Here is a 24733-nt window from a genome sequence, read left to right on the forward strand (position 1 = left end):
CCTCTGACGTACGGGCCGTGGCAGGCCGGCCGGGCGGTCGGGGCCCTTCACAGGCCGGGGGCGACGGGGTGGGGTCCACAGGAATGGCGTCGGCGGCCGGTCCGGCGTCGGCGCACGAGAGACGCAGCGCGTCGGACGCGACGGGCGTGGTCGTGCTGGGAGCGTGCGCGGCCTGGTCCCTGATCACCGCCGCGGCACATGGCGGGCGTCCCGAAGGGGTACTCCTCGCGGTGCTCGCCGTCGCCGCCGGCTATGCCTCGGGGCGGATCTGCGGAGAGCTTCTTCCGGTCGCCGCGCCCTGCGCGGGCGCGCTCGCCGGACTCGGTCTGGCGATCGCCTCCCCGCACGCCACCCAGGGCACACAGGTGATCTCGCCGCTCGGGCAGACCGGCGCCACCGCCGCGCTGCTGGCCGTCTCCGCGGGGTCCGCGTGCTGCGCGGCCTGGGCGGCCCGTCCGCCGGGACTGCGGCTCGTGCTCCGTCTGCTGGCCGCCGGTATCGCGGCGACCGCGGCCGTCCTGGGGTCGACGTCGGGCTTCGCGGCCTGTCTGGCGGTGCTGCTGTGCTCCCTGGCCGCCGACCGTATGCGACACCGTGGTCTCGGGCTCGGCGGCCTCGCGCTGGCCGCTGTCATGGTGACCGGGGCGACCTGGGCCGTCGCCGAGAACGTGCTGCCGGACGGTCTCACCACGTCTCTTGAGGGGCAGCTCACCCCGCATCGCGTGCTGCTGTGGCAGGACGCGCTCGACATGGCGGGCCGGGAGCCTGGGCTGGGCGTGGGGCCCGGACGGTTCTCCGAACTGAGCCCGACCGTCACACAGACGCTGCTGCCCGACGGCAAACCCCACTCGGCGCCCTTCCAGCAGGTGGCCGAACAGGGCGTGGTCGGCGTGGCCCTGCTGGCGGCGGTGTTCTGCTGGATCCTGTACGCCCTGTGGCGGTCGCCGCGCCCGACGCCGGTCGTACTCACAGCGGGTGCGGCCCTGACGGCACTGGCCGCGATCGCCGCTGTCGGCAACGCGCTGAGCTTCACCACGGTGACGGCGGGCGCCGGCCTGCTCGCGGGCCTCGCCACGGCACGTCCCATGCTCGACGAGGCCCCGCAGAACGTGATGGAGCCCGGCGGACATGCCCGAAAGGACCCACTGTCCCCGTGAGAGCCGCGGGGAGCCGAACCCCTTGGCGCGGGACGCCGAACGTCTCTTCGCAGTCAGCGGGGCGGGATCTGTTCCGCCGTCAGCGGGTCGTGCCCGAGGCGGCCGCCTTCAGCCGGCGACGGATGTCCCGTACGGCCGCTTCCGCGTTGTCCACCGTGATCGTGAACGTATGGCCGTCGCCGAGCCGGAGCACCAGGCCCTCACCACGCCGGACGACCACGGCGGTCCCCTGTTCGGGCCGCCAGCGGTAGCCCCAGCCGCCCCACTGCCGGGGCGTCACCCGGGGCGCGAAGTCGGCGCCGATGATGTGCGACAGCGGGATGCGGCGGCGCGGGAGGCCCATGTGGCCGCAGCGCACCTCCAGGCAGTCCTTGTCGACCTTCACGGCGACGTGCACGAACGCGAGGGTGCCGAAGAGCACCAGGAGTCCCGCGGCGATGCAGCCCACCACGGACATGACGAGGGGTGCGACGCCGGACGTCCAGGTGGAGTCGACGGCCAGCTCGATACCGAGCGCCAGACAGGCGGCGCCACCGCTCGCGAGCAGCCACTGCACACGGTTGGAAGCGCGGCCGTGCCAGACCTCGGGGTGCGGGGCGTCGGCAGCGCCCGGTTCGCCGTGGGGGTGGTCCCTCATGCCTGAGAGCGTACTCAGGTTCCGCGGTGCGGGCACCAGGTTGCGGGCTGTTACTGCTCCGGGTGGACGCCAAGTGTCCGCTTCGTGGCGGGAGGCTCAGCGGGCGGGGCTCATCGCCTGCAGCAGACGGCCCTCGTCGTACGTCAACGCGGTCTCGGGCAGCGTCCCCTCGCGTCCGCCGAGCAGCACGGTGAGGCTGCCGTGCGCGGGCGCGTCCGGCGCCGGGTGCTCGCCGATCCGGCGCAGCGCTTGGGCGGCCACCGCGCCCGCGGAGCCGTGCAGGACGAGCGGGGCGGCACCGGGCCGCTGCACGGCCGCGCGGATCCGCTCGGCGACCAGTTCGTAATGGGTGCAGCCCAGGACGACGGCCCTTACATCGTCTGGGGTACGTGCCGCGGCCGCGGCGATCGCGGCGTCGATGCCTGCCTGGTCCGCGTGCTCCACGGCGTCGGCAAGGCCGGGGCAGGGCACTTCGGTGACGGACACACCGTCGGCGAACTCCCGGATGAGGCCGCGCTGGTAGGGGCTGCCGGTGGTGGCGGGCGTCGCCCAGATCGCGACGGGTCCGCCGCCCGCCGCGGCCGGCTTGATCGCGGGGACCGTGCCGATGACGGGCACCCCCGGCTCAAGGCGGGCGCGCAGCGCGGGCAGGGCGCGCACGGAGGCGGTGTTGCAGGCGACGATCAGGGCGTCGGGCCGGTGCGCTGCGGCCGCCTCGGAGACGGCGAGGGCGCGGGCGGTCACGTCCTCGGGTGTGCGGGGTCCCCACGGCATGCTGCCGGGGTCCGAGGAGAGAACGAGCTCCGCGTCGGGCCGCAGACGGCGTACCGCGGTGGCGGCCGCGAGCAGTCCGATTCCGGAGTCCATGAGCGCGATCTTCACCCGGTCACCATAGACGATCCGCCTCGACGGGCCGCCGGGGTGGGGCAGACTTCGACGGGTGAGCGCCCTTGTGTGGACCGCTGTCGGATCACTCGCCGCCTGGCTGTGGCTGCTCCTGGGCCAGGGCTTCTTCTGGCGTACGGACCTGCGGTTGCCGCCGCGCCGGGAGCCGGACGGCTGGCCGTCCGTGTGTGTCGTCGTACCGGCGCGGGACGAGGCCGCCGTGCTGCCGGACAGCCTGCCCTCGCTCCTCGCGCAGGACTATCCGGGGCAGGCCGAGATCTTCCTCGTGGACGACGGCAGTTCGGACGGCACCGGGGAGCTGGCCCGTGAACTGGCGCGGCTGCACGGCGGGCTGCCGCTCACCGTCTCATCGCCCGGGGAGCCGCCCGCGGGCTGGACCGGCAAGCTCTGGGCCGTACGCCACGGAATCGGTCTGGCACGCGCGCGTGCACCCGAATATCTGCTGCTGACGGACGCCGACATCGCGCACGCGCCGGACAGCCTGCGGGAGTTGGTGGCCGCGGCCCGTACCGGGGGCTTCGATCTCGTGTCCCAGATGGCCCGGCTGCGGGTGAAGAGCGTCTGGGAGCGGCTCGTGGTGCCCGCGTTCGTGTACTTCTTCGCGCAGCTGTATCCGTTCCGATGGATCGCCGTGAAGGGGTCGCGGACCGCGGCCGCGGCGGGCGGCTGTGTCCTGCTGCGCACCGAGGCCGCCGAGCGCGCGCGGATTCCGGACGCCGTCCGGCACGCGGTGATCGACGACGTGGCGGTGGCGAGGGCGGTGAAGGGCTCCGGAGGGCACATCTGGCTGGGGCTCGCGGAACACGTCGACAGCGTGCGCCCCTATCCGCGGCTGCACGATCTGTGGCGGATGGTCTCGCGCAGCGCGTACGCCCAGCTGCGGCACAACCCGCTGGTGCTGGCCGGGACGGTGGCCGGTCTCGCCGTGGTGTACCTGGTGCCGCCCGTGGCGCTGTTCGCGGGCCTCGCGGCCGGCGACGCCGGTGCCGCGGTGGCGGGTGGGCTCGCGTGGCTGGTGATGACCGTGACGTATCTGCCGATGCTCCGGTACTACCGCCAGCCGCTCTGGCTCGCCCCCTCGCTGCCGGTCACCGCGTTTTTGTACCTCCTCATGACGGTGGATTCCGCGGTGCAGCACTACAGGGGGCGCGGTGCGGCCTGGAAGGGACGCACCTACACCCGCCCCGATACCCGTCCCGACGCGGCGCCCGAGCAGCCCTGAGCGGTCACGCCCGGCGCAGTCACCCCCGACCCCGACGGGCGCCTGTCGGTCACTTCCTGCCGGGCGTCCAGTTCATGCCCCACCCGTACGCGTAGTCGACGGTGCGCTGCGGGCTCACGCCTCGGTCGGGGACGAGGAAGCGGGCCTCGCGCTGGACGACGAGGTCGCTGCCGGTGTTGGTGATGAGGGCGAGCGCGCACACCGTCGAGGGGACCGTGCACTCGCCGAGCGAGAAGTCGACGGGCGCGCCGTGCAGCGGCTGCAGGGTCACCGTCGCGTCCAGGTCCGCGAAGGAGCGCGCCCCTGCGTAGATGGTCACGAAGATGAGGACGCGCCGGAAGTTCCGTGTGTGGTCGAGGTTGATGCTGAGGTTCTCGCCGCTCGTCGAGCCCCCGGTGCGGTCGTCGCCGTCGAGATGGATGAACGGCGGCTGATGCAGGGCTCCGAAGGCGTTGCCCAGGGCCTGGACGACACCCTTGCTTCCGTCGGACAGCTCGTACAGGGCGCACAGGTCGAGGTCGAGGTCCGCGTGCATGGCGACGGCCCGGCCCAGCTTTGCCTGCCACCCGGAGAACTGTTTGCGCACCTGCCAGTTGAGGTTCACGCGCATCACGCCTGAGGTACCGCCCTGCTTGGTCAGCGAGACGGACGGAGCCTCCTTGGTGAGCGTGACCTTGGTCAGGCGTACCGGGGCCGTGGGCGGGGCGGGCGGTGCCGGAGGGGCGGACGGCGGTGTCACCGGCGCGGCCGTGACCGGCGGGACGGTGACCGGAGGGGCCACGGGGGCGGACGGCGGGGCCACGGGGGCCGGAGCCGCCTGCTGCGGTTCGTCCACCGAGATCCCGAAGTCGGTGGCAAGGCCCCCGAGACCGCTGCTGTAGCCCTGTCCCACGGCGCGGAACTTCCAGGCGCCCTGGCGGCGGTAGAACTCCCCGAGCACGAAGGCTGTCTCGACGCTCGCCCCCTCGCTGTCGAAGCGCGCGACCTCCGTGCCCTGCTGTGCGTCGAGGACCCGGATGTAGAGGCCGGGCACCTGCCCGAACGTGCCGCCGTCCGTGGACGCGGCGAGCACCACCGTCTCGATCCCGGGCTCCACGCGCGTGAGGTCGACGAGCAGCGTGTCGGTGAACTGGCCGTCCACCTTCCGCTTGCCCTCGTGCCGCACCGCGCCGGAGGAGTGGTTCGCCTGGTTGTAGAAGACGAAGTCCCCGTCCGAGCGGACCTTCCCCGAGGCCAGCAACAGGGCCGAGGCGTCGGCGTCGGGCACGCCCGGGCCGGCCCGCCATCCCAGCTCGACACGCAGTCCGGTCGTCGGCACCGGAACGTTCGATCCCTTAGGCATTGACATGTCCGCCCCCATCGGGTGTCTCCGCGCACGACCGCGCCTGGTCACGTTCAGTTCATTCGGCTCGTTCAGCCGTTCTGCGCCAACCTAATCCCCCGAGCGGCGAACGCCCATCACCCGGTGCGGGAGATCAACGACCAACCCACGAGTAACCCACCTGGAACTCGGCTTTTACATGAACTGAGTGCCGGCCGCCGCCCCTTTTCGCCAAGTTCGCTCGCATTGACGATCCCACGTCACGGCCGACACGGAAAACAACCCTCTTATCGGTCTCCCCAACCAGCACATCGTGGGCTTAACTTATGTGCCATGACCTCCCCCCGCTCCACCTATGGCGGCGGTTACTACTCCGCCTCCTTCCCGGACACTCCGATCTACGACTCTCTCGTGGCCGAGCGGGGAACCCCGCAGATCGCCCCGATCCGGGTTCCCGCGGCCTATGACACGGGCAGTCACCTGCCCGCGCTGCCGTCAGCACTGCCCGCACTGCCTGCCGGACCCTCTCAGCAGGCTCCTTCGTACGCCTACCCGCAGGCCCAACAGCCCTCGCCGCTGCAACAGGCCGCGCCCTACATCCCTCAGCAGGCCGGTGCGCCGCGCGGCTACCCGGGCCAGCAGGCTCCCCAGCCGCAGCGTCCGATGTCGGGCGGTACGGGCTACGAGGCGATGCGTCCCGCCGCCCCGCGTCCCGCCCCGGCCCCGTACCAGGAGCCCTACAACAACCAGCAGTACCGCGGTTACTGAGGAAAATCGGCCGAGGTCGTCCGTGTCCGCTGGCACGATGACCTCATGTCGAAGCCGGTTCTGCACTCGATCCACGTCTATCCGCTGAAGGCGGCCGGGGGTCATGCCCTGCGCGAGGCCGTCGTGGAACCGTGGGGTCTGTCGGGTGACCGGCGCTGGGTGCTGATCGACGAGAACGACAAGGTCGTCACCCAACGTCCACAGCCGCGCATGGCGTTGTCCGCCGTCGAGCAAGGGCCCGACGGCGGCATTTTGCTGTCCGCGCCCGGCCGTGAGCCGCTCGCCGTGCGCGTGCCCGAGCCGACCGGGACGACGACGGTGGAGATCTGGAACGACAAGGTGGAGGGGGTCGCCGCCGACGCCTCGGCGCATGCCTGGTTCAGCGACTGGCTCGGTATCGGCGTGCGTCTCGTGCACCTGGACGACCCTGCCGTCCGCAGGCCCATCGACCCGGAGTTCGCCCGGCCCGGCGAGACGGTCAGCTTCGCCGACGGCTATCCCCTGCTGCTCACCACGCTGGGTTCGCTCGACGCCCTCAACGCGCTGATCGCGCAGGGCGACCGGCCCGGCGAGGGCCCGCTGCCCATGAACCGCTTCCGGCCGAACGTGGTGGTCGAGGGCACCGCCGCCTGGGCCGAGGACGACTGGTCCCGGATCGCCATCGGCGAGGTCACCTTCCGGGTCGCGAAGATGTGCGGGCGCTGCGTCGTGACCACCACCGACCAGGGCACCGCCGAGCGCGGCAGGGAGCCGCTGCGCACCCTTGCCCGCCACCGCCGATTCGGCGACAAGCTGGTCTTCGGGCAGAATCTCGTGCCGGAGTCCCCCGGCTCGGTCCGCGTGGGCGATCCGGTCAGGCTCCTGGAATAGGCCCTCGCCGTGGGAACACCGACGCCCGGCATGCCCGTTGAGCCTGTGTGAGAAGTTCATGAGAGGCCGGGCGCGAGGGGTGACTTCGCTCTCTCTTCGCCGGCACCGCGCGTGAACGACTCCGGTGGGGGTTATCACGGACGCGGAAGGGGGTCGGGACGTTGCGGGCCATCAGAGGACTCTGGCGCTGGCGGCACAACCCGCTGCGGCGTACGACGGATCTCGCCGAGGCGTGGCTCGCGCTGGGGGCGCTGCTGCTGATCCTCGTCGCGGCACCCCTGGCCGGTGTCCTGATCGGCGGGCTCGCCCAGGACGCCCTGCAGCAGTCCGTGCGCGAGCAGCGGCTGGACCGTCATCCCGTGGTCGCGATCGTCGTCAAGAAGGCGGACCGTACCCCGCTCGACCCCGATCCCGAGACGTCCTCGGGGCGTGACTCGCACACCCGTGTCATCGCCGACTGGACGGCCCCCGACGGCACCGCGCGGCGGGACACCGTCATGGCGGCCCTGAACTCCCCGCAGCGCGGCGACCACTTCACGGTCTGGACGGACCTGCACGGCCGAATAGTCGGCCGGCCACTGGACACCGCTACGGCGGCCACGCATGCGGTCCTGGCCGGGTTCGGCACGGCCGTCGCCTGCGCGGGTCTCGTCGAGGGTTCCCGGCGGCTGGTGGTGTGGCGCATGGTGCGGCGCAGGTACGACCGCCTCGACCAGGCATGGTCGCAGGCAGGCCCCGACTGGGGCAGGACGGGCACCGGCAGCTGACGGCCTCGCCGCTCCGGTCAACCGGCCGGCTCCGCGCACGCTACGGTGGACCGGCCGAGATGTTCGGCACCGTCGTGAGAGGCTGTTCTCGTTCCCCGTGCGCGGAGTTGACGCGGCCGGGTGTCGGGAAGAGCCTCTCAGGACCCGTGTACGACGAGGTGGGGGCACAGCAGCGCCATGGCACAGGGCACGGTCCAGGTGACGCACACCGGTACGTCGAGGTGGCGGCGCCGCACGGGTGAGTACGCATCGCTCGCCGCCGCCCTGGAGGCCGCGGCCGACGGTGATGTCCTCACCGTCGCCGCCGGAACCTACCGGGAGAACCTCGTCGTCCAGCGGGCGGTGACACTGCGCGGCCCCGAGGGCTCGTCCGGTTCCGTGCGCATCGCCCCGATCGACGGGGTGCCGCTCACCGTGCGCGCCTCCGCGGTGGTCCAGGACCTGCTCGTGGAGGGCCAGGACTCGGCCGCGCCCGCCCTGCTCGTCGAGGAGGGCACGCCCGAGCTGATGGACATCCGGATCGTCACCCGGTCCGCGGCCGGTATCGAGGTGCGCGGCGGCGCGCGCCCGACGGTGCGGCGCTGCACCGTGGACAACCCCGCGGGTGTCGGTATCGCCGTACTGGACGGCGGGGGCGGGGTGTTCGAGGAGTGCGAGGTCGTGGCCGCCGGACAGTCGGGCGTCTCCGTGCGCGGCGGCGCGCATCCGCGTCTGGAGCGCTGCCGGATCCACCACACCTCGGGCGCCGGCCTGTCGGCGACGGGCGAGCAGTCGGCCCTTGAGGCCATCGGCTGCGAGGTGTACGAGGTCAGGGGCAGCGGAGTACAGGTCACCGCGCGGGCCACGGCGCATCTCACCGACTGCGATGTGCACCGTACGACCGCGGACGGCATCACGCTCGACACGGACGCCGTCCTCACCCTCGCCGACTGCCGGATCCACGACATCCCGGAGAACGCGGTCGATCTGCGGTCCCGTTCGGTCCTCACCATGACCCGTTCCACCGTGCGGCAGTTCGGGCGCAACGGCCTGTCGGTCTGGGACCCGGGCACGCGCGTGGACGCCAACCAGTGCGAGATCCACGACAGTACGGGTGACTATCCGGCGGTGTGGGTCAGCGATGGCGCGACGGTCGTGCTCGACTCCTGCCGGGTCCACGACGTGCCGGACGCCCTGTTCGTCCTGGACCGAGGCTCGCGCGCGGACGTCGTCGACAGCGACATCTCGCAGGTCCGCAACACGGCCGTGTCGGTGAGCGACGGCGCGACCGCGCAGCTCGACGACTGCCGGATCCGGGACGCCGCGACGGGCGCCTGGTTCCGCGACCACGGCAGCGGCGGCACGCTGAACGGCTGCACCGTGGACGGCACTCAGACGGGCGTGATCGTCACCAAGGGCGCCGACCCCACCATCGAGCGGTGCACGGTCACCTCGCCCGCGGAGGCCGGTTTCTATGTGTCGGCGGGCGGCCGCGGCACCTTCCACGGCTGCCGCGTCACGGACAGCGGCGGCTACGGCTTCCATGTGCTCGACGGCTGCCGTACGACGCTGAAGAAGTGCCGTACGGAGCGGTGTGCGCGCGGTGGTTACGAGTTCGCGGACGCGGGCGGCGACCAGGCATCCGGCACCGGTCCCGTGGTCGAGGACTGCACGAGCGACGAGAGCGCGGGGGTCCGGCCTCCGGCGCAGGAGACCGCCGTGCAGACCACGAGTCAGTCCCCCGGTCTGCTGGGGGCGATCCCCGGGCAGCGCATCACCGAGCAGGAGCCGCTCGTCGCTCCCCAGGAGCCCGAGCAGCCCGCGCGCTCGTCGACGGCCGTGCTCGGTGAACTCGACGCGCTGGTGGGCCTGGAGAGCGTCAAGCGCGAGGTGCGGGCCCTCACCGACATGATCGAGGTGGGCCGCCGCCGCCAGGAGGCGGGTCTGAAGGCGGCCTCGGCGCGACGCCATCTGGTCTTCACCGGCTCCCCGGGCACCGGCAAGACGACGGTCGGCCGGCTGTACGGCGAGATCCTTGCCTCGCTCGGTGTCCTGGAGAAGGGGCATCTCGTCGAGGTGTCCCGGGTGGACCTGGTCGGCGAGCACATCGGCTCCACGGCCATCCGCACGCAGGAGGCCTTCGACCGGGCGCGCGGCGGTGTGCTGTTCATCGACGAGGCGTACGCCCTCTCGCCGGAGGACTCGGGGCGCGACTTCGGCCGCGAGGCCATCGACACACTTGTGAAGCTGATGGAGGACCACAGGGAGGCCGTGGTGGTGATCGTCGCGGGCTACACGGCCGAGATGGAGCGCTTCCTGACCGTCAACCCCGGTGTGGCGTCCCGCTTCTCACGGACCATCACCTTCGGCGACTACGACTCCGGGGAGCTGCTGCGGATCGTGGAGCAGCAGGCCGAGGAGCACGAGTACCGGATCGCGCCGGGTGCGGGCGAGGCGCTGGTCAAGTACTTCACCGCGATCCCGAAGGGGCCCGCGTTCGGCAACGGCCGCACGGCGCGGCAGACGTTCGAGGCGATGGTGGAGCGGCACGCGGGGCGGGTCGCCCAGCTCCCCGAACCGAGCAAGGACGACCTCACCCTCCTGTACGCGGAGGACCTCCCGGAGCTGCCCTGAGGCCCTGCCGCGCCGGCCGCCCCGCATGGGCGCTGCGTGCCTCGGCGTCTGGCCTCACATGGGCGTCGGTTCCAGCCGGGGCTCCTGGGACTCCTCGGGTCCGCTGTCCTCCCGTGGTCCCGGCACCTCCGGCCTGAGCCGTGCGAGCAGCTTCTCCCGCTCCTCGGCGAAGGCGGGGTCGGCCTGGTAGTCGGAGTGGCCGAGGATCGGCGCGGGGAGCGGGTGGTCCTCGGTGCGGCCGTACGCGAGAGGGTCCTTCAGCGCCTCACGGTCGACCTGGGGGCCGCAGTCGCCGGGCAGCCGCATGGGGCCGCCTATGGGGTCGGTGGCCCGGTGCAGGTTGCGCCAGCAGTCGACCTCGCGGTGCAGCCCACTGAGCGCGTCGGGCCCGAAGTGGGCCGGGAACCAGCGCCCGTAGAGCCGCTCCAGCGGGGAACCGTAGGTCAGCAGCGCGACCCGCCTGCGCACCGACGGCTTGAGCTGCCAGGCCGCGGCGGCCGCGAGGACGCTGCCCTGCGAGTGGCCGGAGAGGACGAGCCGCCGACCCTCGGCGGCACTGGTCCAGGTCGCCATGCGCCAGGTCAGATCGGGCACGGCGCGCTCGGCATAGCAAGGGGGCGCGAAGGGGTGCGCCGCGCGCGGCCAGAACGTACCGACGTCCCACAGGATGCCGATCGTGCGCCGGGCCGAGGCGTCCTTGTAGGCGCGGCGTCCCCAGGTGACGAACAGTATGAAGCCGACGCCGATGAGCCAGGAACCGAGCGCCTGCGCGACCTCCGCAGCTCCCTCTACGACGGCGTACGTACCGTGCGCGGCCTCGCCGGGGGTCTCGTCGGTGGTCATCGCGCCCACCAGGGCCAGGGTCCCCAGGAGCAGCGTCACGATAGAGGTGATGCCGATGATCCGGGGCGCCCGGTCGGTGAGGGCGGCCATGGCGCGCATGCGGGCGATGCGTTGGGTGCGGCCGGTGTCGGCGGGCTCGTCCTCGTAGTCGAGTTCCACCGCGGCGGTCTCGATGCGGCGCAGCTGTACGGTGCGTCTGGCCAGCCAGCCGACGAGGACGAGCACGACGATCAGCAGCGGCGGGATGACGGAGGCCTGCCAGGTCAGCAGGACGGGCGGGCCCTCGATGGTTCCGCCGGTGCCGTCCAGCCAGTCGGCGACACGCTGGGCCACCCCGCCGGACATGACCCCGCCCAGGGCGCAGGCCAGCATCGCGACGGCGGGTCCGGCCAAGCCGCGCATCGCGGTACGTGAATCGGGGTGGGCGCGGTACAGGAGGTGGGCCACCACGCCGAGCACGATCACGAGCAGGCACTGGACGAGTGCGATGCCACCGAAGATCGCGGCGCCACCGGGCAGTTGGCCCTCCGACCTCCACTCCGGGCGCGACCAGCCGGCGTACAGAAGGGTGAGGGCGAGCAGGACGAGTGAGCCGATGGGCAGCCAGCGCACCAGGGCGGCGTCGAGGTGCCGGTCCAGCCGGTGCTCGCTGCGGCCTCGGCGGCAGACCACCCACACCACGACGACCCCGCCCACCACGAGCGTCGCCTCCACGATCCGGCCGAGTGCCTCCAGGACGGGTGGCCCGCCGGGCTCGCGGTCGTATCGGGCGGCCGAGGTGCCGACCGCAGCGACGATCGTCAGCAGGCCCGCGGCGGTGTGCGCCGCGCGGAGCCTGGCCACCAGCCGGCGCCCGTACCAGAAGCCCGGGCGGCCGAGTCCGGCCCGGCCGGTCTCGTCGTCCGACTCGGGCCCGTAGTCGATCGGCGGCTGGGACTCGTACGCGCTCCAGGTGCGGTGCGAGAGATACCAGAGGAGGACGGTGAGGGCCGCCGGCACCAGGGCGGCGAGGGCGAGCCGGCGGCCGGGCAGGCTCCACCAGCCGGCGTCGGGACCGGCCGGAGAGAGGAAACCCAGCCAGGAATGCTCCTGGGCGCACCCGCCGGTACCCGCGCACTGCCAGGCGGCCAGATCGAGGGCGACCTCGCAGGCGGCGGCGACCAGCAGCACGGTGAGGGTCAGGCCCGCGAGTCGGACGAGCAGGCCGTAGAGCCGTACGGTCCGCACTCTGTTGTCCCTGACCGTGGGCCGCATCCAGTGGGCGAGGTTGACCACCATGAACGGCAGGAGCAGCAGCCACAGCGCGCGGGAGCCGTTGCCTGAGGTGAGATTGCACCAGACGTACGCCTCGGGGACCGGTTTGCCCGGGGCCTCTTCGAGCCGCTTCGCCGCCTCCTTCTCCGCTTCGACGTCGTCGGCGCGGCGAAAGACGGCGGCCGTGTCGTCGCCGGTGATCCGGACGGTGCGCGGATCGTTGAGCATCTCCTGGGGCGTCGTACCGCCGACGCCGTGGACCAGGAGTTCGAGTGCGGTGTCGGCCGTCGCGGGCCGCCGATCGGAATCGTGCGCCTCGTGCGCGTCATGCGGCGAGGCATGCCTCTGTGGACGCTCCACTGTTCTGCTTCCCCCGTGCTGCCCGTACGGCACATGTCATGTCCAGGTACAAGGATCCCGCCTCCGGGAGCGTCGCGCACCACTCGTCACGGAATCTCCCCGATCCGTGTGACAGTGACGCACGGAAGATGGCAGCGTGACGTGTGCGCGTCGCCACAGGCAGTGGCGCGACCTGCGGTGACCCGTGCGAGGATGGGGCATCCCATGGACCGGAGGTGAGGGTGAATGTCCTTGTCGGAGGGGGTTCGGGGACATGCCGGACGTGTCGAGGCGAAGGGAACCGGAGCGGACGTGAGTGAGAATCAGAACCTCCTCGCGGAGCAGCGGCGCGCTCTGATCCTCGACGAGGTCCGACGGCGCGGCGGTGTCCGCGTCAACGAACTCACCAGGAAACTCGGCGTGTCGGACATGACGGTCCGTCGCGATCTCGACGCGCTCGCCCGCCAGGGTGTGGTGGAGAAGGTGCACGGCGGAGCGGTACCGGTGGTCGAGGCGAGCACGCACGAGCCCGGCTTCGAGGCCAAGTCGGGCCTGGAGCTGACCGCCAAGGAGGACATCGCGCGGGCCGCCGCGGCGATGGTCGCACCGGGCACGGCGATCGCCCTGTCGGGCGGCACGACGACCTACGCGCTCGCCCATCAACTGCTCGACGTGCCGGATCTGACGGTGGTGACCAACTCCGTGCGGGTCGCCGATGTCTTCCACGCGGCGCAGCGCACCTCGGGACAGCGGCAGGGAGCGGCGACGGTCGTACTGACCGGTGGTGTGCGCACGCCGTCGGACTCGCTGGTGGGGCCGGTCGCGGACCAGGCGATCGCGGCGCTCCACTTCGACGTGCTGTTCCTGGGTGTGCACGGCATATCGGTGGAGGCCGGCCTGTCGACGCCGAACCTGGCGGAGGCCGAGACCAACCGGCGGCTCGTCCAGTCGGCACGGCGTGTCGTCGTGGTCGCGGACCACACCAAATGGGGCACGGTGGGCCTGAGTTCGTTCGCCGCGCTGGAGCAGATCGACACGCTGGTAACGGACGACGGGCTGCCCTCCGGGGCGCGCACGGAGATCTCCGAGCATCTGCGGCGCCTGGTGGTGGCGGGCGAGCCCGAGGACGAGAGCGAGCCGGAGGACTGACGCGGACGGCCTCACGCGGACGGACGCCTGACGGCGGCGGAGGTCCGACGGCGGCGGGGCATCGGTGGGCGGTACAGACAGCTGACGGGCCGCCAGCTATGGTGACGGTGCCTCGTCAACCGCCTCGTTGTGGGGCTGCGTTCGGATTCGTTCCCCGTCTGTTCCCGCGAGTTGTTCCCGCGAGGGGGTCCGTACATGGCACACCGACTGCGTCCGGTGGGGCTCGACTTCGTCGAGACCGCTCCCCTGCGCCTGGTCTTCGCGAGAGAGATCGCCTCGTCACCCGAGACCGTCTATCGCGCGCTGGCCGAGGACGTGGCCGGCTGGTCCGAGTGGTTCTCGGCGGTGACAGCGGCCCGCCCGACCGACGACGGGGCCGGGCGGCAGGTCCGGCTGAAGGGCGGGACACGCTTCGAGGAGACGATCCTCGCGGCCGAGCCCTCCGAGGTCTACACGTACCGCGTCGACGTGACGAACGCTCCCGGTGCCCGCGCCCTCGTGGAGGAGTGGCGCCTCACCCGGGACGGCACGGGTACGAGAGTCCAGTGGACCTGGGCCGCCGACGGAACAGCCCCGTTCCGCTTCGCGATAAAACTGGGCCGAGCGGGCCTGGGCAGGGCATTCCGCGACGCGGTGACGAAGCTGGACAGGAAACTGAGTTCAACGCACGCGCCCTGAAGGGGCGCGGGGAACTGCGCGACCAGCCACGACGCACCCGCAGACGCAGTTGCACGCGCAGCGAACCCCTCAATCCGGCCAGACCCCCGTGGCCAACAAAGACTCGATCGCCCCCGCGTACGGCTCGATGTCCAGCCCCTGACCGGCCACCCACTCGTCCGAGTAGTACTTGTCCAGATACCGATCCCCGGGGTCGCACAACAACGTGACCACGCTCCCGGTACGCCCCGCGGCCACCATCTCCGCCACGATCTTCAGCGCGCTCCACAACCCCGTACCGGTCGAGCCCCCCGCCTTGCGCCCGATGGCCGCCTCCAGTGCCCGCACGGCGGCCACGCTCGCCGCGTCCGGCACCTTCATCATCCGGTCGATGGCCCCCGGCACGAAGCTCGGTTCCATCCGCGGCCGGCCGATGCCCTCGATGCGCGACCCGCAGTCGGTGGTGACGTCCGCGTCGCCCGTGGTCCAGCCCTCGAAGAAACAGGAGTTCTCCGGATCGGCCACACAGATACGGGTGTTGTGCTGCATGTAGTGCACGTACCGGGCGATGGTCGCCGACGTACCACCCGTGCCGGCCGTGGCGACGATCCAGGCCGGTTCGGGATAGCGCTCCAACTGCAGCTGGCGGTGGATCGATTCGGCGATGTTGTTGTTGCCGCGCCAGTCGGTGGCCCGCTCCGCGTAGGTGAACTGGTCCATGTAGTGCCCGCCGGTCTCGGCCGCGAGGGCCGCCGACTCCGCGTACATCGTCCGCGGGTCGTCCACGAAGTGGCACTGGCCGCCGTGGAATTCGATCAGGCGGCACTTCTCGGGGCTGGTCGTGCGGGGCATGACGGCGATGAAGGGCACCCCGATGAGCTTCGCGAAGTACGCCTCGGAGACGGCGGTGGAGCCGCTGGACGCCTCGATGACGGGGCGGTCGCGGCGGATCCAGCCGTTGCACAGGCCGTACAGGAACAGCGAGCGGGCCAGGCGGTGCTTGAGGCTGCCGGTGGGGTGCGTGGACTCGTCCTTGAGGTAGAGGTCGACGCCCCATTCCTCGGGCAGCGGGAAGCGCAGGAGGTGGGTGTCGGCCGATCTGTTCGCGTCGGCCTGGACCTTCCGTACGGCTTCTTTGAGCCAGTGCCGGTACTCCGCGTCGCTGTGATCGACATCGAGTGTGGCCATCGGCTCATGGGTGCGGGCCTGCTGTGGGGTGGTCACGGCGGGGCTCCTTCGGTTGTGCCGACGCCGGTTCACGCGGTCGGACACCTCGATCATATGCACCTTCCGCACGCTTCTCACCTGCATAAACATACCTTTGGGCACCTCAAAGGAACCCCTGGCGCAGCCCGCTTCGGGCGGTGGGGGGCGCATTCGCGCGAGTGCGCCGGAGAGCACCCGTGACGTCGTCATGCGCACTGGTGCTCGACACCGAAGGCGGGCAGACTGCACCGCATGGGACGCCGGTCCGGGCGGGGACGCACACTGGAGCGGGATCCACCCGGGTCGCGGCGTGGCCGGACCGGAGCAGGTGCGGCCGGACAGAAGCAGACGTGGCAAGACCCAGACACAGAGGCCGAAGCGCACAAGGGGGCGGGGCACATGGCGGAGCCGGAGTTCACAGCCACGGGCGTGCGGATCGGAAAGAGGCTGCGTTCGCTCACCCGGGCCGGACAGGTCCGGATCAGCGACGGCAGGCTGGAGTTGCTCACCAGTTACGGCAGCGAGATCGACAGCGCGCCGGTGCAGGCGGTCCGGGCGTCCAAGCCCTGGTTCGCCCATGACGACCGGGCCTTGGCGGATGTCAACGGCACGCGCTATCTGCTGACACTGGGAGATCACGATCCGGCTCCGGGGGAACCGGGCCCACCGGCTGCCAGCCGGTTCATCGAGGCCGTGCGCAGGGCGGCGGGGCGCGGGCGCTGAAAGCCCTCACGTTGTCGGTCCGGTTGGCGGGGACATCGCCAGGGGCACCGCGAGTTGCGAGACCGCACCTCCTGCGTCACGCTGTTCTCACGTCACTCTGGGTTTACCGGCGATAACGCTGCGAACCAGCCCGCCGGGCACCAACCGCGGGCGGTCGTTTGCACTCAGGCCGCCCGCTGGATCCGTACTCCGTCTTCTTCCGGACCTCAATTCGGGGAGTCGCAGCCGTGATCAGCCAGCCAAGCAGGCATTGCACGGTGGAGCTCCAAGCCCTGCCGTCGCGGATCGGCCAGGTCCGCAGAATCGTATCTGCGCAATTGCGCTACTGGCATCTGGATCCCTTGATAGACCGGGCGGCGCTCGGTGTGACAGAGCTGTTGACCAACGTCCACCGGCACGCCGTACCCGACAAGCTGTGCACCGTGGAGATCGAGCTGCTGCTCGACCGGCTCACGGTCTCGGTGCACGACAACGACCCGCGCCTTCCCGAGGTGCGGGAAGCCGACTGCTCCGCGACCTGCGGACGTGGTCTCGCGATGGTCGCCGCGTTCAGCGAGAGCTGGGGTGTGCGGCCGGACGGCGAGTCGGGCAAGGTCGTGTGGTTCACCCTTCCGGCCTCCTCCGCCACGGCGGGTCTGCCGGCCTGCCCGCCGTACGGCGCGGCCGCCGAGTCGCCCGCGCGCAGTTTCGCGGAGGTGGAGCACGCCGCCGGCACGCTCAGGACCGGACACGCTCCCGCCCGGTCGGCCGTTGCCGGCTGACCGGGCGGTGACCGGGGCCTCCTCCTCCCTTCGGTGGCGAAGGCCCACTGTTCGGTCCACTCGGTGGCGGGTGCGTACCCGTCCGTCCACTCGGCGGGGGTGGCACGCCCGCCCGGCTGCTCGCCGGGGACGGGGCGCTTGCCCGGCTACTCGGTGGCGATGGCGCGCAGTACGTCCAGGCGTGCCGCCCGCCGGGCCGGGCGCAGGCCCGCGAGGGCTCCGGCCGCGACCCCCACGAGGGCCACCACGGTGAGCTGGAACGGCGGCATCGCGAAGGCGAAGGCGCTGTCGGACGCTCCGTCGGACGCCTTGACGAGCACCCAGCCGAGGAACCCGCCGAGTGCGAGGCCGCCCACCGTGCCGAACGCGGCGACCAGTACCGACTCCCAGCGGACCATGGCGCGCAGCTGCGCCCTGGTCTGCCCGACGGCCCTCAACAGGCCGAGTTCGCGGGTGCGTTCGTGGACCGCGAGGGTCAGTGTGTTGGCGATGCCGAGCAGTGCGATGAGCACCGCGAGCGCGAGGAGCGCGTAGACCAGGGTGAGCATCATGTCGATGCCGCCGGCCGAGGACTGCGCGTACTCGTCGCGGGTCTGCACCTCCGGATTGCCGTACGCCGTCGCGACCTTCTCGACCGCCGCCTTGCCGTCGGCCGCGCTCACGCCGTCCTTGAAGGTGACGGCGACGAGCGTGTCGGAGTCCTGGGTGCGGTGCGGGGCCCAGGCGTCGCGGGTGATGACGTATTCGCCCGCGAGCTCGGACTGGCCGTAGACCGCGCGGACCGTGAAGGTCTGCTTCTTGCCGTCGGTGAAGGCCAGTTGGGCGGTGTCACCGGTCCTGAGGCCCAGCTTGTCGGCCTCGTTCTCGGTGATGGCTATGCCGTCGTCGCCGAGGTTCCGCATTGAGCCCTGTACGTCGCCGAGGTCGAAGGTGCGCTCCAGCGCGACCGGGTCGGTGACGGTCAACGCCCGTCCCTCGCCGTCGACTTCGGCAACACCGCGGCCGAGTCCGACCGCCGTGTCGACCTCGGGCCGCTCGGCGATCGCGGGGGCGAGCCGCGGGCTGAGTCCACTGCCGCCCGCGCCGAACGACGGTGTGCTCACCGCGACATCGCCCGCGAAGGACCGGGACACCGTCTGGTCCATGGTCGCCTTCAGCGAGGCGCCGAAGACCGTGAACAGCGACACGACGGCGACGCCGATCATCAGCGCGCTGGCGGTGGCGGCCGTCCGCTTGGGGCTGCGCAGGGCGTTGCGCCTGGCCAGGCCGCCGGTGACGCCGCGCAGCTTGTCGAGCGGGCTGCCGAGGACGCGTACAGCGGTGGTCGACGCGACCGGGCCGAGGACCACGAAGGCGGCGAGCGCCAGGATCGCACCGCTGCCGGCGAGCCACAGGGACGGGCTGACGATGACGCCGGTCAGTGTGACGGCGACTGCCAGTGCAGCGAGAGCGGAGCCCACGACGGCACGGGTGCGGGACGCGCCTGACTGGTCGACGGCCGTCTCCCGCAGGGCTGCCAGCGGTGCGGTGCGCCCGGCGCGTACGGCGGGCAGCAGGGCCGAGCCGAGGCAGACCACGATGCCGACCGCGAGCGGCAGGATCATGGACAGCCCGCTGATGACCAAGTCGCCCTCGGGGAACGGGAATCCGATGGCCGGGAACAACGCCTGGAGCCCGGCCGCGATGCCGATGCCGCCCGCGAGTCCTGCGGCGGACGCGACCACGGCGACGACACTCGCCTCGACCAGGGTCGACGCGGTGACCTGTCGGCGTGAGGCACCGAGAGCGCGCAACAGGGCGTTCTCGCGGGTGCGTTGGGCGACGACGATCGCGAAGGTGTTGTGGATGGAGAAGGTCGCGACCAGCAGCGCCACACCGGAGAACACCAGCAGGAAGGTGGTGAAGAGCGACAAGAACTGGCCGGAGATCATGTCGGTGTTCTCCGCGGCCAGCTCCTGGCCGGTGATCGCCTCGACTCCCTTGGGCAGTACGGGAGTCAGGGCGTCGACGAGTTCCTGCTGACCGGTGCCGGGGCCGGCCCGCACCAGGATGCTCGCGGCCTCGCCGGGCTTCGCGGTCAGGTACTTCTCGGCGTCGGACCGTGTCATGCCGGTGTAGGTCACCTGGGCCATGCCGTCCTCGCCGCCGAAGGTCGCGAGGCCGACGATGGTCACCTTGACGGGGTCGGGCGTCCGCAGGGTCGTCGTGTCGCCGATCCTCAGGTCGCCCTTCTCGGCGGCGCCCCGGTTGACGACGACCTCGCCGGACTTCGACGGGGCGCGGCCTTCGGCCAGTTGGTAGGAGTTGAGCTTCGGGTCGTTGATCCAGTTGCCCGCGAGGGTGGGCGGGCCCTGGCCGCCGATGGGCTTGCCGTTCGCGCCGACGAGCTGTCCTGCACCCTGGATGTCGGGCTCGGCGGCCGCGACACCCGGGGCCTTCTCGACGGCCGTCACCAGGTCGGTGTCGACGGGCTGCCTTACGCCCTGGCTCTCGCCCGGCGTGGTGATGGTGCCGGCGCTGCGGACGACGGCGTCGGTGCCACTCGTGGCGTTGCCGAACATCGTGTCGAAGCTGGCTCGCAGGGTGTCGCCCATGACGAGGGTGCCGGCCAGGAAGGCGACGCCGAGGAGCACCGCCAGGAACGTACCGGCGAAGCGGCGCTTGTGGGCGCGCAGGGACGAGACGCTGATGCGCACGGAGGCGTTCACGACGACCGCGCTCCCTTCCGGTTGCTGTCGAAGGCGTTCATGCCGGCGGCGCTCCCTTGCTGTCGAAGGCCTTCATGCGGTCCAGGACCTTGTCGGCCGTGGGGGCTTCCATCCGGTCGACGAGGCGGCCGTCGGCGAGGAAGACGACCTCGTCGGCGTGTGCGGCGGCGACCGGGTCGTGGGTGACCATGACGACCGTGCGGTCCATCTGGCGCACGGCCCGGCCGAGGAGGTTCAGGACCTCCTCGCCCGAGCGCGAGTCGAGGTTGCCGGTGGGCTCGTCGGCGAAGACGACGTCGGGTTGGCCGGCGAACGCCCTTGCCACGGCGACGCGTTGCTGCTGGCCGCCGGAGAGCTCGGAGGGCCGGTGGTGCAGCCGGTCGCGCAGGCCGACCACGTCGACGAGCGCGTCGATCCACTCCTGCGACGAGGCGTCGCCGCGGCCGCCCGCGAGGTCCCTGGGCAGCGTGATGTTCTCCGCGACGGTCAGCGTCGGGACCAGGTTGAACGCCTGGAAGACGAAACCGATGCGGTCGCGCCGCAGCAGGGTGAGGCGGCGGTCGTCGAGGCTGCTCAGTTCGGTGTCGCCGATGAACGCGGCGCCCGAGGTGAGGGTGTCCAGACCGGCCGCGCAGTGCATCAGGGTGGACTTGCCTGAGCCCGAGGGCCCCATGATCGCGGTGAAGCGTCCGGCCCGAAAGGTGACGCTCACCCCGTCCAGGGCCCGGACGGCGGTGTCGCCGCTGCCGTACACCTTCACGGCGTCGGCGACACGTGCCGCGGTCCGCGTGGCCTTCGTGGCGGTCGCGGTGCTCATGCCGCACCGCCCTTGCCCGTACGACCGAAGCCGGTACCGCCGAAGTCCGTCCGGCCGAATTCAGTGCGTCCGAACTGCTCGTCCAGGACGGAGAGCCGACGCCAGTACTCGTCCTCGTCGATCTCGCCGGAGGCGAAGCGCCGGCCGAGCATCGCGATCGGCGAGTCGCCGGCCGGACGGACGTCCGTCGCGGTGCGGTCCATGCCGCGCCACGGGCCACGACGGCCGCGCCACACGGTACGGCGGAGGACGGTCACGACGCCGATCACGACGGCCGCCCAGATCAGCGGGAAGAGAAGGATCCACGGGCCGGGCCCGCCGTCCCAGTGCGCCAGGGTCTGCATCTGAAGTCATCTCCTCGGTGGGTGTTCCGGTGATGCTTCGAGACTCGCGCCGGGTGGGGGTCCGGGTCGTCGTACGGCCAGCGGCACCGCGCGTACCTCCGCGGGAGTAGGAACGGGGCGCTCCGCTGCTCCCTCGACTGCCCTCTCGATTCTGTACCTACTAGTATGTACAGTGATTTTATGAGCACTCCGGAGCGATTGATCGAGGCCACGCGCGAGCTGTTGTGGGAGCGGGGGTACGTGGGCACGAGCCCGAAGGCGATCCAGCAGCAGGCCGGAGCGGGGCAGGGCAGCATGTACCACCACTTCGCGGGCAAGCCCGATCTGGCGCTCGCCGCGATCCGCCGCACGGCGGAGGAGATGCGCGCTACCGCCGAGGGAGTACTCGGCGGCCCTGGTTCTCCGTACGAGCGTGTCGAGGCGTATCTGCGTCGCGAGCGCGATGTGCTGCGCGGCTGCCCGATCGGGCGGCTGACCATGGACCCGGACGTCATCGCGGACGTCGAGCTGCGTGCGCCCCTCGACGAGACGCTGGACTGGCTGCGCGAGCGGCTGGCCGGGCTCGTCGAGGAGGGTCAGGAGCGGGGCGAGTTCGCGCCCTCGCTGGACGGCGAGGAGATCGCCGCGACGATCGTCGCCACGGTCCAGGGCGGGTACGTCCTGGCCCGGGCGTCCGGCTCGACCGCCGCCTTCGACGCGGGAGTTCGCGGGCTGCTGTCGCTGCTCGCCCTCAACTCCCCTGCCAGTCTGGCTGGTTAGGCACCACCGCTCAGAACCTGTTGGAGCCGTTGGAGGCATCGATGCACGCCATGCAGTACGAGATATCCCTGCCCGCCGACTATGACATGGACATCATCCGCGGCCGCGTGGCCCGCGTCGGACACCTGCTCGACGACTGGGACGGACTCGGCCTCAAGGCCTACCTGCTGCGCGAACGCGGAGTGGACGGCTCGCAGGTCAACCAGTACGCGCCGTTCTATCTGTGGCACACGCCCGAAGGCATGAACTCCTTCCTCTGGGGGCCCGGATTCCAGGGCCTCGTGAACGACTTCGGGCGCCCTGTGGTGCAGCACTGGACGGGTCTCGCGTACGAGGACGGGAGCGCCGCCGGTGCCACGCCCGAGATCGCGGTGCGTCGGCGCGTGAGCATTCCGGAGGGAGTACCGCTTGCCGAGGTGACGGAGGAGGCGATGCGGGTGACCGGGCGGCTGGCCGCGCTGGACGGGGTCGTCGGTGCCGCTGTCGCCGTCGATCCGCATCACTGGGAGGTCGTGCACTTCTCGCTCTGGGCCCATGACTCGCCCAAGGCTGCCGGTGAGGTCTACCGGGTGCTGCATCTCTCGGCGCCGGAGCGTGACCGGCTCCGGCGGGGGCGTCAGTGGTGAACGCGACGCCCGGGGCGACAGCCGGGGCGACAGCCGGGGCGCGTCCGGTCCGTGCGGTCGGTACCGTGCGGACGGTCCTCGGGGACGTCTCCCCAACGGAGTTGGGAGTGTGCGACGCGCACGACCATCTCTTCCTCAGCAGCCCGCGACTCCCCGGTCAGGAGTTGCGTGACGCGTCCGCGGCGACGGCCGAGCTGGTGGCGTTCCGTGAGGCGGGCGGCGGAAGCGTCGTGCAGTGGACGCCGTACGGGCTGGGGCGACGGGCCGCCGATCTGCCGCTGCTTGCCCGTGCCACCGGGGTCCACATCGTGGCCGCCACCGGACTGCACCAAGCCGCCCACTACGCCCCCGAGTTGATCGACCGCCTCCGGGACGGACTCGCGGACCTCTTCGTCGCCGAACTGACGGAGGGCCTGGCCACGTCAGGAGTCCGGGCGGGGTTCATCAAGGTCGCCGGCGGCTTCCACGCCCTCGACTCGCACGCCCACTGGACGATGAGCGCGGCGGCCGAGGCGTATCACGCGACGGGGGCGCCCATCGCCGTGCACCTGGGGCTCGGTACGGGCGCGCTCGACGTACTCGACCTGCTGTGTGGGGAGTTGGGGGTGCCGCCGAACCGGGTGATCCTCGGGCACCTCAATCGTTCGCCCGACCCGGTGGTGCATCGGCAGGTCGCGGAGGCCGGTGCCTATCTGGCTTTTGACGGACCGTCACGGGCGAACCACGCGACGGACTCGCGGATGCCGGATGCCGTACGGGCCCTTGCCGAGGCCGGGTTCGGGGATCAGCTGCTGCTCGGCGGGGACACGACGACGGCCGGGGCCCGGTCGGTCGACGGTGGCTCCGGGATGCCGTATCTGCTGCGTCGGGTTCGCCCTCGGCTCGAACTCGCGCTGGGGGCCGCGTTGGTGGAGCGCGTACTGACCGTCAACCCCGGACGGGCCTTCGCTGTCGAGTGGTGAGGGCTGCGCTGTGAGTGGGTTCTTCGGGTGCGGACCGGCTGTGGCTGATCGCGCAGTTCCCCGCGCCCGCGAAGGGTTCAGACCTGGGCCAGCGCCGCGATCGGGTCGTCGAGGACCGGCTGCCACGCCAACTCGGCCGCTCCGACCAGGCTGTTGTGGTCCAGTGTGCAGGCGAGGATCGGGACGCCGCCGCTCTGGCCCCACAGGCTCCGGTCGGCCACCACTGCGCGCAGCCGCTCGGGGTCCGCGTCGAGGAGGGTGCGGTGCAGTCCGCCGAGGATGATGCGGTCCGGGTTGAGGATGTTGACCAGGCCCGCGAGACCCAGGCCGAGCCGGTCGATGAGGGCCTCGACGGCCGTGCGTACGGTCGGGTCGGCGTACTGGTTGCGGATCAGGTCGTTGGACTGCTGGAGCAGCGACACCTCGGGGCCGGGGTCGCGGCCCGCCGCCGTCAGGAACGCCAGGGGGTCCGCCTCGACGTCCAGGCAGCCCCGGCTGCCGCAGTGGCACGGGCGCCCCTCCGGATTGACGGTGAGGTGTCCGACTTCCAGCGCCAGCCCCGAACTGCCCATGTGCAGACGCCCGTCGAGGACGAGCGCGCCGCCGACTCCCCGGTGTCCGGTCGCCACACACAGCAGGTCGCGGGACCCGCGGCCCGCGCCGTGCCGGTGCTCGGCGAGTGCGGCGAGGTTGACGTCGTTGGCCGCGAACGCCGGTCCGGTGATCCCGGCCGCGCGGACGCGCTCCGCGAAGATCTCCCGTACGGGCGCGCCCGCGGGCCAGGCCAGGTGGAGGGGGTTGAGGGCGGTGCCCTCGGGTTCGGCGACGGCCGACGGTACGGCGAGGCCCGCGCCCACGCAGCGGCGTCCCGTCTCCCGGAGCAGTTCGGCGCCCGCCTCGACGACGGAGCCGAGCACCTTGGCCGGGTCGGCGTCGACGGTCTCGCAGCCGGGGGCGGTTGCGACGAGGCGGCCTCCGAGGCCGACCAGGGCGGCGCGGAAGCCGTCGGCGTGTACCTGGGCGGCGAGGGCCACGGGGCCGTCCTCGGCGAGTTCGAGCCGGTGCGAGGGGCGGCCCTGCGAGCCGGCGGCCGCGCCGGGGCGCGCGTCGACGTGGATCAGTCCGAGTGCTTCGAGTTCCGCGGCGACCGCGCCCGCCGTCGCTCGTGTGACGCCGAGTTCTGCGGTGAGTACGGCCCGCGTGGGCGCGCGTCCGGTGTGCACGAGCTCCAGGGCGGGCCCGAGCGCACCCCGCCCCCGGTCCAGGCGTGTCCTGGTGCTTCCTTCTCCCGCCGCTCTGGGGGCCGCATTGCCGCTCATGAGGG

The 24733-nt window shown here is 71.9% G+C and carries 22 protein-coding genes; 13 read left to right on the top strand and 9 right to left on the bottom strand.

What is annotated here, in order from left to right; genetic code table 11:
• Positions 1-83 precede the first annotated feature (83 nt).
• Positions 84-1157 (top strand): O-antigen ligase family protein, encoded by a 1074-nt coding sequence (locus ACFWXQ_RS12575; protein ID WP_383942199.1) that lies wholly within the window; start codon positions 84-86, stop codon positions 1155-1157.
• Between the two features lie 79 nt (positions 1158-1236).
• On the opposite strand, the gene ACFWXQ_RS12580 is transcribed toward ACFWXQ_RS12575, so the two are convergent.
• On the bottom strand, positions 1237-1794 hold the full coding sequence (locus ACFWXQ_RS12580; protein ID WP_055610377.1) for a hypothetical protein: 558 nt from the start codon (positions 1792-1794) through the stop codon (positions 1237-1239).
• 96 nt (positions 1795-1890) lie between these two features.
• Complete coding sequence (locus ACFWXQ_RS12585) at positions 1891-2676, bottom strand: glutamate racemase (protein ID WP_383942156.1); 786 nt, start codon at positions 2674-2676, stop codon at positions 1891-1893.
• A gap of 58 nt (positions 2677-2734) precedes the next feature.
• Here ACFWXQ_RS12585 and ACFWXQ_RS12590 point away from each other — a divergent pair, with 58 nt between their 5' ends.
• Positions 2735-3922, top strand: coding sequence for a glycosyltransferase (locus tag ACFWXQ_RS12590; RefSeq protein ID WP_383942153.1), 1188 nt, complete (start codon positions 2735-2737; stop codon positions 3920-3922).
• Between the two features lie 49 nt (positions 3923-3971).
• Here the strand turns inward: ACFWXQ_RS12590 and ACFWXQ_RS12595 are convergent, their stop codons facing one another.
• Positions 3972-5282, bottom strand: a complete 1311-nt coding sequence (locus ACFWXQ_RS12595) for a TerD family protein (protein ID WP_383942150.1) — start codon at positions 5280-5282, stop codon at positions 3972-3974.
• Between the two features lie 294 nt (positions 5283-5576).
• Here ACFWXQ_RS12595 and ACFWXQ_RS12600 point away from each other — a divergent pair, with 294 nt between their 5' ends.
• The 4 genes from ACFWXQ_RS12600 to ACFWXQ_RS12615 all read left to right on the top strand — a co-directional run bounded on the left by ACFWXQ_RS12600 (position 5577) and on the right by ACFWXQ_RS12615 (position 10261).
• Positions 5577-6011 (top strand): DUF6643 family protein, encoded by a 435-nt coding sequence (locus tag ACFWXQ_RS12600; RefSeq protein ID WP_383942147.1) that lies wholly within the window; start codon positions 5577-5579, stop codon positions 6009-6011.
• Between the two features lie 45 nt (positions 6012-6056).
• The gene (locus tag ACFWXQ_RS12605) at positions 6057-6881 is read left to right on the top strand and encodes an MOSC domain-containing protein (RefSeq protein WP_383942144.1); all 825 of its coding nucleotides are present in this window, start codon (positions 6057-6059) and stop codon (positions 6879-6881) included.
• 161 nt (positions 6882-7042) lie between these two features.
• Positions 7043-7648: a hypothetical protein gene (locus ACFWXQ_RS12610; RefSeq protein WP_383942141.1), complete on the top strand. Its 606-nt coding sequence runs from the start codon at positions 7043-7045 to the stop codon at positions 7646-7648.
• A gap of 177 nt (positions 7649-7825) precedes the next feature.
• Entirely contained in the window at positions 7826-10261 is a 2436-nt protein-coding gene (locus ACFWXQ_RS12615) for a right-handed parallel beta-helix repeat-containing protein (RefSeq protein ID WP_383942138.1), read from the top strand.
• A gap of 54 nt (positions 10262-10315) precedes the next feature.
• On the opposite strand, the gene ACFWXQ_RS12620 is transcribed toward ACFWXQ_RS12615, so the two are convergent.
• Positions 10316-12718 carry a hypothetical protein gene (locus tag ACFWXQ_RS12620; protein WP_383942136.1) on the bottom strand — a complete coding sequence of 801 codons (2403 nt, stop codon included), beginning with the start codon at positions 12716-12718 and terminating at the stop codon, positions 10316-10318.
• Between the two features lie 291 nt (positions 12719-13009).
• Between ACFWXQ_RS12620 and ACFWXQ_RS12625 the strand changes: the two genes are divergently transcribed.
• Both ACFWXQ_RS12625 and ACFWXQ_RS12630 read left to right on the top strand, forming a co-directional pair.
• The gene (locus tag ACFWXQ_RS12625) at positions 13010-13846 is read left to right on the top strand and encodes a DeoR/GlpR family DNA-binding transcription regulator (RefSeq protein WP_383942131.1); all 837 of its coding nucleotides are present in this window, start codon (positions 13010-13012) and stop codon (positions 13844-13846) included.
• Positions 13847-14041: 195 nt separating this feature from the next.
• The gene (locus ACFWXQ_RS12630) at positions 14042-14524 is read left to right on the top strand and encodes an SRPBCC family protein (protein WP_383942128.1); all 483 of its coding nucleotides are present in this window, start codon (positions 14042-14044) and stop codon (positions 14522-14524) included.
• Positions 14525-14593: 69 nt separating this feature from the next.
• On the opposite strand, the gene ACFWXQ_RS12635 is transcribed toward ACFWXQ_RS12630, so the two are convergent.
• Positions 14594-15691 carry a PLP-dependent cysteine synthase family protein gene (locus ACFWXQ_RS12635; RefSeq protein ID WP_384078965.1) on the bottom strand — a complete coding sequence of 366 codons (1098 nt, stop codon included), beginning with the start codon at positions 15689-15691 and terminating at the stop codon, positions 14594-14596.
• Between the two features lie 417 nt (positions 15692-16108).
• Here ACFWXQ_RS12635 and ACFWXQ_RS12640 point away from each other — a divergent pair, with 417 nt between their 5' ends.
• The gene (locus ACFWXQ_RS12640) at positions 16109-16432 is read left to right on the top strand and encodes a hypothetical protein (protein ID WP_383942125.1); all 324 of its coding nucleotides are present in this window, start codon (positions 16109-16111) and stop codon (positions 16430-16432) included.
• Positions 16433-16659: 227 nt separating this feature from the next.
• Complete coding sequence (locus tag ACFWXQ_RS12645; RefSeq protein WP_383942123.1) at positions 16660-17193, top strand: ATP-binding protein; 534 nt, start codon at positions 16660-16662, stop codon at positions 17191-17193.
• 146 nt (positions 17194-17339) lie between these two features.
• On the opposite strand, the gene ACFWXQ_RS12650 is transcribed toward ACFWXQ_RS12645, so the two are convergent.
• The 3 genes from ACFWXQ_RS12650 to ACFWXQ_RS12660 are packed head-to-tail and all read right to left on the bottom strand — an operon-like array spanning position 17340 to position 21062.
• Positions 17340-19901, bottom strand: coding sequence for an ABC transporter permease (locus ACFWXQ_RS12650; RefSeq protein WP_383942120.1), 2562 nt, complete (start codon positions 19899-19901; stop codon positions 17340-17342).
• A gap of 37 nt (positions 19902-19938) precedes the next feature.
• A complete protein-coding gene (locus ACFWXQ_RS12655) occupies positions 19939-20718 on the bottom strand; it encodes an ABC transporter ATP-binding protein (protein ID WP_383380713.1) in 780 nt (259 codons plus the stop codon).
• Positions 20715-21062 carry an SHOCT domain-containing protein gene (locus tag ACFWXQ_RS12660; protein ID WP_383942117.1) on the bottom strand — a complete coding sequence of 116 codons (348 nt, stop codon included), beginning with the start codon at positions 21060-21062 and terminating at the stop codon, positions 20715-20717. The genes ACFWXQ_RS12655 and ACFWXQ_RS12660 overlap by 4 nt, the downstream gene beginning before the upstream one ends.
• Before the next feature lie 180 nt (positions 21063-21242).
• Between ACFWXQ_RS12660 and ACFWXQ_RS12665 the strand changes: the two genes are divergently transcribed.
• The 3 genes from ACFWXQ_RS12665 (at position 21243) to ACFWXQ_RS12675 (ending at position 23409) form a co-directional block, all read left to right on the top strand.
• On the top strand, positions 21243-21821 hold the full coding sequence (locus ACFWXQ_RS12665; protein ID WP_383942115.1) for a TetR/AcrR family transcriptional regulator: 579 nt from the start codon (positions 21243-21245) through the stop codon (positions 21819-21821).
• Between the two features lie 41 nt (positions 21822-21862).
• On the top strand, positions 21863-22447 hold the full coding sequence (locus tag ACFWXQ_RS12670; protein ID WP_383942112.1) for a DUF4865 family protein: 585 nt from the start codon (positions 21863-21865) through the stop codon (positions 22445-22447).
• A gap of 65 nt (positions 22448-22512) precedes the next feature.
• Positions 22513-23409 (top strand): phosphotriesterase, encoded by an 897-nt coding sequence (locus ACFWXQ_RS12675; RefSeq protein WP_383942109.1) that lies wholly within the window; start codon positions 22513-22515, stop codon positions 23407-23409.
• Positions 23410-23486: 77 nt separating this feature from the next.
• On the opposite strand, the gene ACFWXQ_RS12680 is transcribed toward ACFWXQ_RS12675, so the two are convergent.
• Positions 23487-24728: an ROK family protein gene (locus ACFWXQ_RS12680; protein ID WP_307528437.1), complete on the bottom strand. Its 1242-nt coding sequence runs from the start codon at positions 24726-24728 to the stop codon at positions 23487-23489.
• Positions 24729-24733 lie beyond the last annotated feature (5 nt).

The organism is Streptomyces sp. NPDC058697, assembly GCF_042715345.1.
Classification (GTDB): Bacteria; Actinomycetota; Actinomycetes; order Streptomycetales; family Streptomycetaceae; genus Streptomyces; species Streptomyces liliifuscus.

What these genes read in the sequence shown, in the direction of transcription:
- ACFWXQ_RS12575 (WP_383942199.1), top strand. Translation starts at nt 84, where the DNA reads ATGGCGTCGGCGGCCGGTCCGGCGTCGGCGCACGAGAGACGCAGCGCG.
- ACFWXQ_RS12580 (WP_055610377.1), bottom strand. Translation starts at nt 1,794, where the DNA reads ATGAGGGACCACCCCCACGGCGAACCGGGCGCTGCCGACGCCCCGCAC.
- ACFWXQ_RS12595 (WP_383942150.1), bottom strand. Translation starts at nt 5,282, where the DNA reads ATGGGGGCGGACATGTCAATGCCTAAGGGATCGAACGTTCCGGTGCCG.
- ACFWXQ_RS12600 (WP_383942147.1), top strand. Translation starts at nt 5,577, where the DNA reads ATGACCTCCCCCCGCTCCACCTATGGCGGCGGTTACTACTCCGCCTCC.
- ACFWXQ_RS12605 (WP_383942144.1), top strand. Translation starts at nt 6,057, where the DNA reads ATGTCGAAGCCGGTTCTGCACTCGATCCACGTCTATCCGCTGAAGGCG.
- ACFWXQ_RS12615 (WP_383942138.1), top strand. Translation starts at nt 7,826, where the DNA reads ATGGCACAGGGCACGGTCCAGGTGACGCACACCGGTACGTCGAGGTGG.
- ACFWXQ_RS12630 (WP_383942128.1), top strand. Translation starts at nt 14,042, where the DNA reads ATGGCACACCGACTGCGTCCGGTGGGGCTCGACTTCGTCGAGACCGCT.
- ACFWXQ_RS12635 (WP_384078965.1), bottom strand. Translation starts at nt 15,691, where the DNA reads ATGGCCACACTCGATGTCGATCACAGCGACGCGGAGTACCGGCACTGG.
- ACFWXQ_RS12640 (WP_383942125.1), top strand. Translation starts at nt 16,109, where the DNA reads ATGGCGGAGCCGGAGTTCACAGCCACGGGCGTGCGGATCGGAAAGAGG.
- ACFWXQ_RS12655 (WP_383380713.1), bottom strand. Translation starts at nt 20,718, where the DNA reads ATGAGCACCGCGACCGCCACGAAGGCCACGCGGACCGCGGCACGTGTC.
- ACFWXQ_RS12660 (WP_383942117.1), bottom strand. Translation starts at nt 21,062, where the DNA reads ATGCAGACCCTGGCGCACTGGGACGGCGGGCCCGGCCCGTGGATCCTT.
- ACFWXQ_RS12665 (WP_383942115.1), top strand. Translation starts at nt 21,243, where the DNA reads ATGAGCACTCCGGAGCGATTGATCGAGGCCACGCGCGAGCTGTTGTGG.
- ACFWXQ_RS12670 (WP_383942112.1), top strand. Translation starts at nt 21,863, where the DNA reads ATGCACGCCATGCAGTACGAGATATCCCTGCCCGCCGACTATGACATG.
- ACFWXQ_RS12680 (WP_307528437.1), bottom strand. Translation starts at nt 24,728, where the DNA reads ATGAGCGGCAATGCGGCCCCCAGAGCGGCGGGAGAAGGAAGCACCAGG.